This window comes from Streptomyces sp. NPDC006798 (genome assembly GCF_040635975.1).
Lineage (GTDB): Bacteria > Actinomycetota > Actinomycetes > Streptomycetales > Streptomycetaceae > Streptomyces.
The window spans coordinates 53,572-68,390 of the sequence record NZ_JBEYIS010000013.1; the positions used below are offsets into that span (position 1 = coordinate 53,572).

Annotated in this window: 10 protein-coding genes; 9 read left to right on the forward strand and 1 reads right to left on the reverse strand. The window is 72.9% G+C overall.

Features of this window, described 5'->3' with window-relative positions; translation table 11 throughout:
• Positions 1-21: 21 nt before the first annotated feature.
• Positions 22-1,245, forward strand: a complete 1,224-nt coding sequence (locus tag ABZ714_RS11470) for a S8 family serine peptidase (protein ID WP_358825045.1) — start codon at positions 22-24, stop codon at positions 1,243-1,245.
• A gap of 455 nt (positions 1,246-1,700) precedes the next feature.
• On the opposite strand, the gene eccCa is transcribed toward ABZ714_RS11470, so the two are convergent.
• Positions 1,701-5,675, reverse strand: coding sequence for a type VII secretion protein EccCa (gene eccCa / locus ABZ714_RS11475; protein ID WP_358824963.1), 3,975 nt, complete (start codon positions 5,673-5,675; stop codon positions 1,701-1,703).
• Between the two features lie 351 nt (positions 5,676-6,026).
• On the opposite strand from eccCa, the gene eccD reads away from it, so the two are divergent.
• The 8 genes from eccD (at position 6,027) to ABZ714_RS11515 (ending at position 14,817) form a co-directional block, all read left to right on the forward strand.
• Positions 6,027-7,427 carry a type VII secretion integral membrane protein EccD gene (gene eccD / locus ABZ714_RS11480; protein ID WP_358824964.1) on the forward strand — a complete coding sequence of 467 codons (1,401 nt, stop codon included), beginning with the start codon at positions 6,027-6,029 and terminating at the stop codon, positions 7,425-7,427.
• Positions 7,428-7,602: 175 nt separating this feature from the next.
• The gene (eccB, locus tag ABZ714_RS11485) at positions 7,603-9,096 is read left to right on the forward strand and encodes a type VII secretion protein EccB (protein ID WP_358824965.1); all 1,494 of its coding nucleotides are present in this window, start codon (positions 7,603-7,605) and stop codon (positions 9,094-9,096) included.
• A gap of 79 nt (positions 9,097-9,175) precedes the next feature.
• The gene (locus tag ABZ714_RS11490) at positions 9,176-9,517 is read left to right on the forward strand and encodes a hypothetical protein (RefSeq protein ID WP_358824966.1); all 342 of its coding nucleotides are present in this window, start codon (positions 9,176-9,178) and stop codon (positions 9,515-9,517) included.
• Positions 9,518-9,620: 103 nt separating this feature from the next.
• The gene (locus ABZ714_RS11495; protein ID WP_358824967.1) at positions 9,621-9,941 is read left to right on the forward strand and encodes a WXG100 family type VII secretion target; all 321 of its coding nucleotides are present in this window, start codon (positions 9,621-9,623) and stop codon (positions 9,939-9,941) included.
• Between the two features lie 73 nt (positions 9,942-10,014).
• Positions 10,015-10,533: a type VII secretion system-associated protein gene (locus ABZ714_RS11500; protein ID WP_358824968.1), complete on the forward strand. Its 519-nt coding sequence runs from the start codon at positions 10,015-10,017 to the stop codon at positions 10,531-10,533.
• 80 nt (positions 10,534-10,613) lie between these two features.
• Positions 10,614-13,904 carry an AAWKG family protein gene (locus ABZ714_RS11505; protein ID WP_358824969.1) on the forward strand — a complete coding sequence of 1,097 codons (3,291 nt, stop codon included), beginning with the start codon at positions 10,614-10,616 and terminating at the stop codon, positions 13,902-13,904.
• 17 nt (positions 13,905-13,921) lie between these two features.
• Positions 13,922-14,431: a YbaB/EbfC family nucleoid-associated protein gene (locus ABZ714_RS11510; protein WP_358824970.1), complete on the forward strand. Its 510-nt coding sequence runs from the start codon at positions 13,922-13,924 to the stop codon at positions 14,429-14,431.
• On the forward strand, positions 14,431-14,817 hold the full coding sequence (locus tag ABZ714_RS11515) for a hypothetical protein (RefSeq protein ID WP_358824971.1): 387 nt from the start codon (positions 14,431-14,433) through the stop codon (positions 14,815-14,817). Before ABZ714_RS11510 ends, ABZ714_RS11515 begins: the two co-directional genes overlap by 1 nt.
• Positions 14,818-14,819 lie beyond the last annotated feature (2 nt).

A 14,819-nucleotide genomic window follows, 5' to 3' on the forward strand; every position in this document is an offset into this window, starting at 1 on the left:
TCTGCCCGTTGCCGTCGTGTGATCAGTCTCGCGGCGGCCGTCGCGATACCCGTCCTGCTGCTGGCGCCGCCCGCCCGCGCCGACGGCGAAGAGCCGGTCAGTCTGCCCCCGCTGCGGCTGCGGACCGCCGACGGCGACCCCTGTGCGACGGCGTCTCCGAAGACCGCGACGATGAGCCCCTGGACCCATCGGGCGCTCCAGCTCTCCCGCTCCTGGCAGCTCACCCGGGGTGCCGGTGTCACGGTAGCCGTCGTGGACACCGGTGTCGGGGCGGACGGCGGGCGGGTACCGGCGCTGGCCGGCCGGGTCACCGCCGTCGGCGGGGCCGGTGAGGACTGCGTCGGGCACGGCAGCTTCGCCGCCGGCCTGATCGCCGCCGCGCCCACCGGGAAGGGCACCGTCACCGGCGTCGCGCCCGCGGCCCGGATCCTCGCCGTACGCGGTACCGACGACCGGGGCGTCCCCGACGGGGAGCTGATCGCCGACGGTATCCGTACGGCCGTCGACAAGGGCGCGAAGGTCGTCTACGTCGGCCAGGTACTCGGCTCCGGCAGCCCCGGGCTGACCGAGGCGGTGTCCTACGCGGCCGGGCGCGACGCGCTCGTCGTGGCACCCGCCGCCCCGGACGTGGCACCGAAGGGCGCCGACGGGCGCCCCGACACCCGGGCCCGCGCCTACTGGCCCGCCCGGCTGCCGGGGGTGCTGTCGGTGGTCGACCACGGGCCCGACGGCGGCCGCCCGAAGGACGCGCCCGGCGCGCTCGCGGCCGATCTCTCCGCCCCCGGCGGCGCCGTGGTCGGTATCGGGGCGCGGGGCCCGGGCCACTTCATCGGCTCCGGTTCGTCGCTGGCCGCCGCGCATGTCGCCGGGGCGGCGGCGCTGCTGCGCTCGTACCATCCCCGGCTGGGCGCGGCCGCGACCGCCCGCAGGCTCACCGAGGCCGCCTATCCCGACCACACGCCCCGGCTCGACGTCTACGCGGCCCTGACGTCGCTGCTCTCCGGGCAGCGGGCACCGGCCGAACCCGCTCCCGAACCGGCGGCGGTCCCGCCGTCCGCCGCCGAAGGCCCGAAGAACCGGGCCCTGTTCATCGGCGGTGGCGCCCTGTTCCTGGTGCTGCTGGTGGGGGCGGCGATGGTGATCGTCCCTCGCGGCAAGGCCCGCGGCTGGCGTCCGGCGGGCCAGGGCCTGTCCGGAAAGTCCCGACCGGCACGCGACGCCCGGCACGCACACTTTCCCCCGTAGCCCTTCGGGCGCGGGAGGGACCCCCGGCGTTGTCGTCGGTCGCCGAAGGCCCCCTGCGCCCGGCGGCGCGGGTGGGGGCACCTCCGAGGCGGAGCCCAGGGGGCGTACCCCCACCGCGTGGACTCGCCCCCCGGGCCCTGGCGGCCCGGAGGAACCCCCGTCCTCCGCCTTGCGACCGCACGCACCAGACCCCGCTCGCCCATCCGGCCCGGTCCACCAGAAACTCCCCGCGGCGTATCCGGAAAGCGGCGCCGTCCGCCCGGGCGGCGGGGTCCGCGGCGTCCGGCGCGGGCGATCGCAGGGCCGGGGGGTTCCCTCGTACCGGACGTACCCGGGAAATCCCGGCCGTGCGCGGGCCGGGCGGCGCGGGCCGGACAGACCTTTCCGGACCCGCCCCGGGGCCCGCCCGGAAGACCCCGCCCGGCCGTACGGGACGGGCTCCGCGCCCCCGTCCGTCACCCGGTCTCCCCGGCCGGGTCGACCAGAGCCGTCTGGATGTCGACGCTGTCGCGGCGGGTGATCCGGGTGCCCCGGCCGGGGATCAGGTTGCGGCCCTTGACGTTGCCGAAGACATAGCCCTCGGTGGGCGGGCAGGAGAGCAGGACGCCGGGGGTGTTGACCTCCAGCATCCGGCGGAGCAGCGGATCGTTGAGTCCGCGTCCGGCGCCCGCCGCCGAGCGGGCCACCACCAGGTGCATGCCCACCTCGTAGCCGAGGGCCAGATGGTCCATCAGCGGGGCGAACGGCTGGTTCAGCGGCCCGCCGCCGCCGACCATGTCGTAGTCGTCGACCAGGACGAACAGCCTCGGTCCTGTCCACCAGTCGCAGAGCCGCATCCGGGCGGGCGCGATGTCGGGGCCGGGGACGCGGGTCTTCACCGCGCGGGCCGCGCCGTCCAGGAGTTCCTTGAGGGCGTCGGTGGAGACCGCGTGGCCGAGGCGGTACGCGTCGGGGACGGCCTCCACCAGTTCGCGCCGGTAGTCGACGACCATGATCCGCGCCTCGGCGGGGGTGTACCGGTCGGTGATCGCCTTCGCGGCCAGCCGCAGCAGGTTGGTCTTGCCGCTCTCGGCGTCGCCGACGACGATCAGATGCGGGGTGGCGGCGAAGTCGTGCCAGAGCGTGCCCATGGACTTCTCCTCGACGCCGAGCGGGATCCGCAGGCCCTCGGGGTCGACGGGCGGCAGTTCGGCGGCGGGCAGCAGGGCCGGCAGCATCCGGACCGGTGGCGCGGGCGGGCCCGGCCAGTGGTCCCGGACCCGGGCCACCAGGTCGGCCACGCCGTCGGAGAGGTCCCCGGCGCCGGTCCGGCCGTCGACCCGGGGCAGCGCCGCCAGATAGTGCAGCTTGGAGTCGCGGGTCAGGCCCCGGCCGGGGATCCTCGGGACCGCGCCCGCCATACGGACGTCGATCGTGGAGTCCATCGGGTCGCCCATCCGCAGCTCCAGCCGGGTCCCGGTCTGGTCGCGGACCGCCGCCGTCAGCTCCACCCAGCGGGAGGTGGTGATCAGCAGATGGATGCCGTAGTTGAGGCCCCGGGCGGCCAGCGCGTTGAACGTGGCGAGGTACTGCTCGTAGTCCTGGCGGACCGTGGACCAGCCGTCGACCGCCAGGAAGACGTCGCCGTGCGGCTCGTCGGGGAACTCCCCGGCGGCCCGGCGCCGCCGGTAGGTCGCCATGGAGTCGATGCCCTGCTCCAGGAAGAACCGTTCGCGGTATGCCAGTACGGCGCCGACCTCGGACATCACCCGGCCGACCCGTTCCTTGTCCATCCGGGCGGCGACCCCGCCGACATGCGGCAGCCCGGCCAGTCCGGCGAGCGTGCCGCCGCCGAAGTCGAGACAGTAGAACTGGACCTCGCGCGGGGTGTGGGTGAGGGCGAGACCGGTGATCAGCGTCCGCAGCAGGGTCGACTTGCCGCTCTGCGGGCCGCCCGCGATCCCGGCATGGCCCCCGGCGGCCGACAGATCGACCAGCAGCGGGTCGCGGCGCTGGTCGAAGGGCCGGTCCACGATGCCGACCGGGGCCGTGAGCCGTCCGCGCGCCGCCGGGTCGGTGAGTCCGTACTCGGGGTGCGGCACCAGGTCGAGCAGCCCGTCGAGGGCCGACGGTTCGTCCAGCGGCGGCAGCCAGACCCGGTGGGCGGGCGGCCCGGCGTCCCGCAGCCGTTCCACGGCCACCGCGAGCAGTGACTGGTTCGCCTCCTCGGGCTGTTCGGGCGGGGCCTGGCCGGGGGGCGGGTCGGGCAGCCGCCGGGGGACGACCCAGCCGGAGGTCCAGGGCACGACCTGGCTCGCGACCCGGGCCCGGTGCGCCGAGCCGCTGCGGCGCCGGTAGGGGCCGGAGACGTACGCGGCCCGGAACCGGGTCAGCGCCTCGACACCCGACTTGACGAAACCGCTGCCGGGCGTCGGCGGCAGCTCGTAGGCGTCGGGGACGCCGAGGACGCCCCGGCTCTCCATCGCGGAGAAGGTCCGCAACCCGATCCGGTACGACAGATGCGACTCCAGCTGGTGCATCCGGCCCTCGTCCAGCCGCTGCGAGGCCAGCAGCAGATGGACGCCGAGGCTGCGCCCCAGCCGGCCGATCATCACGAACAGCTCCATGAACTCGCGGTGCGCGGCGAGCAGCTCGCTGAACTCGTCGACGACGACGAAGAGGCTGGGCAGCGGGTCCAGCGGGGCGCCGTCCGCGCGGGCCCGTTCGTACTCCAGGGCCGAGGTGTAGTTGCCCGCGGCCCGCAGCAGTTCCTGTCGCCGGATCAGCTCGCCGTGCAGGGCGTCCTGCATCCGGGCGACCAGCTCGACCTCGTCGGCGAGGTTGGTGATCACCGCGGAGGTGTGCGGGAGTTCGTCGAGGCCGAGGAAGGTCGCGCCGCCCTTGAAGTCGACCAGGACGAAGTTGAGGGTCTCGGACGAGTTGGTGAGCGCCAGGGCCAGGACCAGGGTCCGCAGCAGCTCGCTCTTGCCGGAGCCGGTGGCGCCGATGAGCATGCCGTGGGGTCCGGTGCCGCCTTGGGCCGATTCCTTGATGTCCAGTTCGACGGGGGTGCCGCCGGGGCCGACCGCGATGGGGACCCGCAGCCGCTCGGAGCGGGTGCGCCGGTTCCACAGGGCCGCCGGCTCATGGCGGTGGAGGTCGGGGATGCCGAGGAGGGCGGTCAGTTCGGTGTCGGCGGCCATCGGCTCGCTGGCCTCCCGGCCCACCCCCATCCGGTACGGCGCGAGGCGCTTGGCGAGCGCCGCCGCGGTCGGCAGGCCGAGGGCGTCCGGCTCGCCCAGGCCGACCAGTTGTTCCTTGCGGTCCCGGTCGGTGCGGACCAGCCGGAGTCCGTCCTCGGCGAGGTCGAGCCGGAGGGTGGCCCGGCCGGGCCGCCAGGTCAGGGTCCCGTCGAGGTCGAGGAGGACCGTGTTGCGGAAGCCGGGCCCGTCGGCGCGGTGTCCGGCCGGGAGGGTGACCCCGTCGAGGACGACCAGGACGTACGGCTCCTCGCGGCCTGTCCTGGCCTCCGGGTCGAACGGGGGCCGTTCGGCGAACTCGGGACCGAGGAGTTCGTCCAGCTCGTTGACGGAGGTGACCACCATCCGGACGGCACCGGCGCCGTCCGACTCGGCCCGGTGCAGATTGTGCGGCAGCCACTTCACCCACTCCCAGTCGGCCCGCCGGTCGTCGGCCGTACAGACCGCGATCCAGACGTCCTCCGGGGAGTGCACCACGGCCAGCTGGGCCACCATGGCCCGGGCCAGCGCGCGGGACCGGTCCCGGTCGCCGCGGAACAGGACCCGGGCCCAGGCCCGCAGATAGACCGCGATCGGCTGCCGGGGCACCGTGGAGTAGGCGCGGGTGAAGCTGCGCAGCGCGTGGGCGCTCAGCGGCTCCAGGTCCTCCACCGGTTTGGTGGAGAGCGGCGCCAGGGTGAGGCCGAGCTTCTGGTCGCCGACGGCGACCCGCACCTCGCCGAAGTCCTCGTCGGCGGGGCGCCGTTCCCAGAGCCTGGTGGTGCCGACCAGGGACCAGAGGGTGTCCGGGGCCGGATGCCGCCAGGCGAGGGCCCGCTGCTGTTCGGCGACCGCCGTCCTGGCCTTGCGCCGGACCTGGCGGAGATAGCGCAGATAGTCCCGCCGTTCGCCGTTGAGCCGCTGCTTGCGCTCACTGATCCGGCGGACGTACTGGCCGAGCATCATCGCCACCGCCGACACCACCATGATGCCGAGGGCGAGATAGATGAAGACCCCGCTGCGGGAGCCGCCGGGGCGCATGTACATCAGCACCATCGAGACCGACATCAGCGCCATCGGCAGGTAGTTCCAGACCGCGGAGCTGTCCGGGGTGACCTCGGGCAGTCCGGGCGGCTCCTGGAGGCTCAGCTCCCCGTCCGGCATGTCGGGTCCGCGTCTGCGGGCGGGCCGGCGGAAAAGGACGGTACTCAACGAGCGCTCTCCTTCCGGGCGCCGCGAAGACGGCACGGGCGGGGTCACGGGCAGGGGTCCGGGACGGGCGGCGGCGACACCGTCCGGGGTCCGCGAAACGCCGAACGGACGTAAAAACCGGGCGGGTTGGACAGACCGCCATGAAGCGCGCACACCGTCGCGGCCGCCCCCGAGGGGCGGAACCCACCGGCCACGGGCAGTCTACGATCCAACTCACGGTTCACTCGTACGGGCGCACGCGGGGCAGTCGAACCGGTGCCCCCGACCGGTGTGCGGCCCGGCCACCGCACGACGACGTTCGACCGACCCTCCGGAGACCTGACGGGGTCTCCCGACGAAGCGTGAGCTCCCATGACCGACAGCACCACGTCCGAACTGTGCCGCGTCACCGTACGCGCCCCGGACACGTCCATCGATCTCGCGGTCCCCGCCGACGTCCCGGTCGCCGACCTGCTGCCGACCCTGGTCCACTACGCCGGTGACGACCTGGCCGAACAGGGCCTGGAGCACGGCGGGTGGGTGCTCCAGCGGCTCGGCGGCCCCCCGCTCGACGAGGACGCCAGTCTGGAGTCACTGGGGGTGCTCGACGGCGAGACGCTGTATCTGCGGCCGCATACCGACGCCCTGCCCGAGGTCCTGCTGGACGACCTGGTCGAGGGCGTCGCCCAGACCATGGAGACCCGGCCGTTCGCCTGGACCGCCCCGGCCTCCCGGCGGGTTCTGCTGGGCCTGGTGGTGCTCACTCTCGCCGCCGGGCTCGCCGCCCTCGCCTGGCCGGGTCCTTCCGCCGAGCTGCGCGCGCTGGCCGCGGCGGCGACCGGGCTGCTGCTGCTGGGCGGGGCCGCGTCCGCCGGGCGGGCGGTCGGCGACGCGGAGGCGGGGGCGGCGCTCGGCCTGGCGGCCGTACCGTACTTCGCCCTGGCCGGGTGGTCGCTGCCGGGCGGCGCGCTCGACGGCCCCGGCCAGTGGGAGGTGCTGGGGGCCCGGCTCCTGGCGGCGGGGGCCGCGGCGGCGGGCGGGGCGATGCTCGCGGTGGCCGGGGTCGCCGCCTTCGCGGCACTCTTCCTGGCGCTGATGGTGGTGTCCGCCGCCGCGGTACTGGCCGGGGCGCTGATGATGACGATGGGTCTGGGGCCGGGGCATGTGGCCGGGGTGGTCGCCCTGGTCGCCGTCATTTTCGGGGCGTTCGTGCCATCGATGTCATTCCGGCTCTCGGGGCTGCGGATGCCGCCGCTGCCGTCCAACGCGGAGCAGCTCCAGGAGGGCATCGAGCCGCACTCCCCGTCGGCGGTGGCGGCCCGTACGGTCGTCGCCGACGGCTGGATGACCGGGCTCTACGCCGCCACGGCCGCCGTTTGCGCCGCCTGTCTGGCCGGTCTGGCGCACCGGTTCACCCTGCCGACCGTACTGCTGGCGTTCGCCCTGTCGCTGCTGCTGCTCCTGCACGCCCGGGCGCTCGGCAATGTCCTCCAGCGGCTGTCGCTGGTCGCGGCCGGGGTCTGGGGCGCGGCACTGCTGGTGTACGCGGCGGCCGAGGGGGCCGCTCCGGCCGAGCGACTGCTGCTGGTCGCCGGGCTGGGCGCGGTCTCCGCCGCCCTGGCGATCGCCTCGTGGACCGTGCCGGGGCGGCGGCTGGTGCCGTACTGGGGGCGGGCGGCCGAGATCCTGCACTCCGCTACGGCGATCAGCCTGCTGCCGCTGGCGCTGTGGGTGCTGGGCGTCTACGGGTGGCTGCGGGCCATGAACGGCTGACCGGCCACGACGACCGCGCGGTCCGGGGCGGACCCTGACGGACCCCGCCCGTCCCGGACCGGACGAAACCTGACGATTCCCTACGGGCGGCCGACCCCTGAGGGCCCCCGGCCGGCTCCCGGCCGACGGGCCCGGCCGCCCGGCGGACCGCCGACGCGAAGGACCGACCAACCCCATGCAGAACAAACGCGACCAGGTTCAGGCCCATATGTTCCTGATGGGCCGCCTCACCTCCAGCATGCTCCGCTCCGACCCGGACTCCCCCGAGAGCCCCCAGGGACGTACCAACCGGGGAATCGCCATCGGTGTGATCGTCGCCGTCCTGGTGGCGGTCGGCGCCTTCGTCGTCGGCCTGGTCAGCCCCGGCAAGCAGAGCTCCTGGAAGACCTCGGGCGATCTCGTCGTCGACAAGGGCACCGGAGCCCGCTATCTCTATCTGGACGACCGGCTCCGCCCGGTGCGCAACTACGCCTCCGCCAAACTGATCGGCGGTACGAAGCTGGGCACCGCGGCCGTGAGCACCAAGTCGCTCAAGGGCGTTCCGCGCGGCACTCCCGTGGGGATCGAGGGCGCCCCCGACGAACTGCCCGCCGCCGGTGATCTCGCCGGGGCGACCTGGCAGGTCTGTGTCACCGAGACCCGGCGGGCGGACGGTCCCCGACCCGTGACGACCCTCGCCGTCGGCCTCGACGGGGCGGGCGAACCACTGGACCGGACCCGGGCGCTGCTGGTCGCCGGGCCCGACGGCCACGACTATCTGATCTGGCAGGGCAGCCGGCTGCGGATCGACCGCGCCGGGGCCGCCGGGGAGGCCCTGGGCTACGCCTCCGTACGCCCCGTCCCGGTCTCGGCGGCGTTCCTCAACGCCCTGCCCGCCGGGCCCGATCTGGCGGCCCCCGCCGTCGAGGGCGCCGGGACGCCGGGGCCGCGGCTCGGCGGCCGGGCCACCAGGGTCGGCCAGCTCTTCACCCTCGCGGTCCCGGGCGCCGACGAGCGCCACTACGTGCTGCGCGCCGACGGGCTGGCCCCGCTCACCGCGACCGAACTCGCCCTGCTGCTGGCCGATCCGGCGATCCGTACGAAGGCGTACGGCGGCGGCGCGCCGGTCCCGGCGGTACTGACCTCCGACGCCCTGCGGGGCGGGCTGGCGCCCGACGCCGGACCGGCCGCGCGGCCCGGCCGGACGCCGGAGACCCCGCCGAAGGCGGTCGGCGTGCCCCGGGACCGTACGCCCTGCGCGGTGGTCACCCCGGACGGCGACGCCACCCGCTTCGGGGTCGCCCTGGCCCCCATCGCCGAACTCGGGCCGGTCGCCCAGCACTCCGCCGGGATCGCCGCCGCCCCCTGCGTACCCGTCGACCGGGTCGCCGTACGGCCGGGACGCGGCTCGCTGGTCCGGCTGGTGGGCGCGGGCGGCGGCGACCTCGGCGGCACGCTCTACCTGGTCACCGAGGCCGGGGTGAAGTACCGCCTGACGGACTCGGCGGCGGTGGCCGCCCTCGGCTACCAGAAGGTCGTACCCGGCGAGATCCCCGCCCCGATGCTGGCGATGCTGCCGTCCGGACCCGATCTGGGGTCCGAGGCGGCCAGGACGGGCCGGGCCTCGGTCACCGCGCCGCGCTGCGCGCCCGCACCCCCGGGAACGGCCGACAACGAAAAAACAAGGTGACGGCAAGAAAGCAACGCCCGGGTGCAAGCCGGGCTTCCTAGCATCGACCGCCTCGGACCGAACCACGGAGAGGGCGGACATGGCCGCGAACGGAATGCAGCAGTCGGAGGAGTCCGCGACCCGGAACGGCATCCAGGCGCTGGAGATGGCCTTCACCGGCATCACCAAGTGCCGCCAGGACGTGGAGACCACCAAGGCCAATCTGATGTCCCACTACAAGGGCGCAGACGGCAAGGCCTTCGCGGACCTGGTCACGGCCTGGGAGGAGAAGGCCGACGTCATCCTGGTCAATGTCCAGGACATGATCGAGACGCTGAACCAGACCCTCTCCGAGCACGGCCGCCAGCAGGGGTCCGCGGTCGACTCGATCAATCAGGAGTACGCCCGGTCCGACGCGGTCTTCGACGCGCTGCGCGGCTGATCCTCCCCGGGCCCGGCCCACCCCTTCATTCCGGTATCCACGCGATCCGGCGATCCATGTGATCCAGGCGATCCACGCGATCCGCTCGAAAAGAGGACGGCTCATGACGGACTTCTCCGACGGCTATATCTACGTCGACTACTCGCATATGAACAACGCCGCCGACGACATGGTCAGCCAGACCAAGGCGATCGACAGCATCCTCACCAATCTGGACGCGGAGCTGAACGAGCTGCGGAACTCCTGGATCGGTGACGACAAGGACGTCTACGCGCAGAAGCAGCAGGTCTGGAACAGCGCGGTCGAGGCGATGGAGCAACTGCTCACCAAGCACTCCGTACTGCTGACCAGCGTCTCCGAGAACTACCAGTACAGCGAGCGGTCCCTGACCCAGATGTGGGACTCGGTGAAGATCGGCCGCTGACAGCCGGTCCTGTGGGGCCGCCGTGCGGCGGCCCGGCCCGCCGCTCATCGCCCCGACTTCCAGGAGACGTGCCATGGCGAAGGAAGACCCCAACCCGAAGACCGGCAGGCTCAGCATGGACAAGGCCGGTCTTCAGGCGTTCCAGCGCGACCGGGTCGAGCCGTTCCAGGAGGAGCTGCGCAAGATCACCGTGGACGATCCGACGTTCGGCCCGTCCATGGGGAAGCTGATCGGGAACACCGACTTCTCCGGCAAGCGCGACTTCGACAGCTACGGCTCCTCCCGGCCCCTGGCGATCGGGCTAATGCTCAAGCAGGAGCATCTGCACGGCAAGGGCCTCGCCCTCAACCAGGCGATCGGCAAGGCGGCGGACCGGCTCACCGAGATCTACGAGGAGCAGGCCGGGCTCTTCAAGGACCTCTCCACCAATCTCGAAACCAGTATCGAGACCCTGTTCGGCGCCCAGTCGGGCAATCTGACCGGGATCGACGGCCAGGACTTCCTCGATGTCTTCGAGGACGTGGAGGCCAGGCTGACCGGTGACCAGAGCGGCGGCGGAGGCGGGGGCAAGGGCGGCGACAAGGACGACTGACCGCCGCCGCCCGCCGCTGTTCCCGGAGCCCTGCCCGGCCGCTCCCGACCGTCCCGACCCGATGCCCGGAGAACCCCCTCGTGGCCGAGAACGTCGTTTACCCCGCCGACTCCGTCGACGACTACTGGCATACCGCCGTCCAGGTACTCACCGGCTATGTGATGCCCAAGCGGGAGACCGTGTTCGGCTCCCTGGTGGGCAATGACTCGATTCCCCTGATGCGGGTGGAGTTCTCCGACCACGACGGGGAGCCCTCCAACGCCATCGTCGACGCGGTGGACGATCTGGGATGGCGGACCGAGAACTCGGGCTGGCGGGTGGAGAACACCGACTTCGTGGTCCCGTTCTACTCGGGGAAGAACGGGGCGATCGCCGAGGCCCCGGTCGGTACCCGGGTGAAGATGAAGAAGGCCCGGATCACGCTGCTCGGCACCTCGGGCACCGATGACCCGCCGGCCGGTGGTGTCGTCCTCGGCGGGGAGTTCAAGAGCGGCCTCGGCAAGGACTTCCAGGGACAGAGCAAGGACACGGTCTGGAGCAACAAGGCGCTCGCCCAGTACAGCTACGGCGGCGGCAAGGCCCTGGAACAGTTGCTGAACCGGGGCAATACCCGGTTCTTCAGCTGGAACGACCTCCCGGTACACGACGCGAACGCGGTCGATCTGGATTCCTTCAACCGGAACGCGCAGGCATTTGACCGGGTGGCCCAGTTCTTCGCGGGCCGGCTGAAGGAGCTGAAGGACTGGGAGTACGACCTCGGCAAGCAGGAGGCGGTCTGGAAGGGGCAGGCCGCCGGGGTGTTCAAGGACCTCGTCCACGGACTGGTCCGTACCTACGAGTCGTACAGCAAGCAGTTCCCGGTCTCCGGGACCGTCAACTCCACCTACGGAAACGATCTGCGGGGCTTCCGGGACGACGTCCGGACCGCCGCCGACAAGCTCCACGGCAAGTGGGACACCTGGCAGTTGCTGACCGGTAATCCGCTGCGCTGGCTGCACGACATCCTGCTGGACGTCACCGACACCATCTGGAACCAGAACATCCGCAAGGTCCGCTACAAGCCGAGCTACAGCTCGCACGCCTACGCCACCTCCGCCGGCTACCACTACGTCAAGTTCGAGAACTTCACCGCCGCGGTGACCCCCTACGGGAAGCTGGAGGAGAAGGACACCTGGAAGAAGATCGGCGAGGAGGCGATCCGGCGCTGGCAGAAGTCCGTCCAGGACGTGCTCTCCACCGCGGGCAAACAGGCCCTCATCGATGTCGAGAACGCCTTTAACGGGCAGCGGTTCCCCGAGAAGGTGACCACCGTCTCGATCAATCTCTCCAACCAGCTCGCCAAGGACCAGGCCGCCCGGGACCGGGCCGAGGCCGCCAAGGCGAAGGCGGACGCCGACGAGAAGCTCCGGCTGGCCAAGGAGGAGGCCGACCGCAAGGAACGGGAGGCGGCGGAGCGGGAGCGGCTCGCCCGCGAGGAGGCCGAACGCAAGCAGCGGGAGGCCGAGGAGCGGGCCCGCCGCGCGCAGGAGGAGGCCGAGCGGCGGCAGCGGGAGGCCGAGGCGCGCGCGGAGCAGCGGCAGCGGGACGCGGAGCGGCGGGCCGAGGAGAAGCAGAGGGAAGCCGAGGCCCGGCAGGCGGAGAAGGAAGCCGAACAGGAGCGCAAGCAGGAGGAGAAGGAACGGGAGGCGGAGGCGAAACAGGCCGAAGCCGAACGGAAGCAGGAGCAGAAGGAAGCCGAGCAGAAGGCGAAGCAGGCCGAGGCCGAGGCGAAACAGGAGCAGAAGCAGGCGGAACAGGAGGCGAAGCAGGCCGACGCCGAGCGGCGCGCCGAGGAGCGGCAGGCCGAGCAGGAGGCCAAGCAGGAGCAGAAGGAGAAGGAGGCGCAGGACCGGCAGATCCTGCTGACGAACCAGGCTCGCGCCGATCAGCGGCGGCAGCGCGAGGAGCAGGAGCGCAAGCAGGCGGAGGCCGAGGCGAAACAGGAGCAGAAGGAGGCCGAGCAGGAGCGCAAGCAGGAGGAGAAGGAACGGGAGGCGGAGGCCGAACGGGCCGAAGCCGAACGGAAGCAGGAGGAGAAGCAGGCCGAGCAGGAGCGGAAACAGGAGGAGCGGGAAGCCGAGCAGGAGCGGAAACAGGCGGAGGCCGAGCAGCAGCGGATTCGTACGGAGTCCGAGTACAAGGCCGACCAGCAGGAGCAGCGGCGGGAGGCCGAGGAGCGGCGGGCCGAGGCCGAGGCGAAACAGGAACGGAAGGAAGCGGAGGCGGAGGCCCGGCAGGAGGAGCTCCGTACCGAGCAGGAGCGGAAACAGGCCGAGGCGGAAGCGAAGCAGGAGCGGAAAGAGGCCGAGCAGCTTTCCCGGCAGGAACAGCTCCGGGCCGAACAGGAACAGAGGCAGGCCGAGGCCGAGGCGAAACAGGAGCGCAAGGAGGCCGAGGCGCGGGAGCGCGCCGAGCGGCAGTCCCGGGATCTCGGCCGGGATGTCGACCACGGCCCCGGCGGCCAGGGGCGGGGCGGCGCCGACGTACCGATACCCGACGGTCTGCGGCTGCCCGACGGCTCCGGCTCCGGCACTATCACGCTCAATCCGGACGGCTCGGTCACCACGGAGTACCGCGACGGTTCGACTCGTACCATCGACCTGCCGGGCGGCGAGGTCGTCACCACCCGGCCCGACGGCTCGACGGTCGTCGACACCCTGCGGCCCGGCGACGCGATCACCGACCCCGACGGCGGGGTCACCCGGCTCGGGGCGGACGGCACGCTCACCACATCCCTGCCCGACGGCTCCCGCAGCGTCCTCGACCCCGACCGGGGCACGCTCGTCAGCGATCTGCCGGACGGCACCAGGGTCACCACCCCCATCGACCCGGGCGAGACGCTGCCCACCGGCCTGGGCGGCGGTACGGCCCTCCCGGGTGGCGGGGCCCTCTACTCGTCCGACTACTCCGGCGGTTACGAGGAGGAGCTGTACGACCGTGAGCCGGGCTCCGGCAGCGGCGGCGGCGCCGACTACGGTCTGGGCAGCGGGAACGGCGCGGGGATGGGGATGCCGATGCTCCCCATGGGCACCCGGATCAACGGCGGGACCACCGGCGGCGGCGCCGAGGGCGAACGCGTCCGGGGGGTGGTCGACGACGGCCGTCCGGTCACCACCCGCCATGGTCAGGGCGGCGGCCGGGACGACGTCTCGGCGGCGGCCCGCGGCTCGCTCGCCACGGCCTCCGGCGGGATGCCGTACCTGCCTCCGGCGGGTGGCGCGGCCGGTCAGCCGACCGAGAGCGGCGACCGCGAGCGGGCCTCCTGGCTGGACGAGGACGAAGACGTATGGGGTACGGACGAGGGCGGCGCCCCCGCCGTCCTCGGCCGCTGAGCTTCGGAGGACGAGAGATGAGTGAACCCATCCGGGAGCGGCTGGCCGAAGCGGTGGCCCGGCTGGAGCGGACCCAACAGGCCGTCGCCGCCGCCGAGTCACGGCTGCGCGGCGCCGCCGTGACCGTACGGTCCGGGGACCGCAGTGTCGAGGTCACCGTCAATGCCCAGGGTCAGCTCTCCGATCTGCGGTTCCTCGACGGCAAGTACCGCACCATGGGCGCCGTGCAGCTCGCGGCCGCGGTACTCGACGCGGCCCGGCAGGGGCAGGCGGAGATGGCCCGTACGGTGCTCGACACCTTCCAGCCGCTCTCCGAGACGGTCGGCGACCGGCCGCGGATCGAGGGCTCCGGGGTCGACTGGGGTCAGGTCTTCGGTCCGCTGCTGGACTCCGCCGGGCTGGGCGCGGCCGGGACCGGGCGGGGCGGCGGAAGCCGGCGGCTGCGCGACGAGATAACCGAAGACGGTGAAGACGGCGAGGCTGCGGCGTCCTCGCCCCGTACGGGCGGCCGGACGAAGGGGCAGTGATGAGTTACGGATACGGACCGCATTTCGAGGCGGACCCGGCCCGGCTGTCGGCGTTCATCTCCGAGGCCCGGACCTTGGCCCAGCGGCTGAAGCGGGTCGCGAACGACTTCCCGGCGACGGTGGAACCGACGTCGATGTGGTACGGGATCAACGACGACTACGCCCAGGAGACGGGCCCGCAGGCGGAGCGTGAGTTCCGTTACGTCATGGACGGGCTGAATCTGGTCGCCAAGGGCTTCGAGGGCTCTGTCGAGGGCCATTTCGCGGCCCTGCGGAAGATCAACTCCACCCAGTCGGAGAATCTGGACGACATCGGCCGGCTGGGCAACGGGCCCGACCCGCTGAGCGGCGGCGGGGGCGGCGGCCCGGGTGGCGGGAAGCACTGACC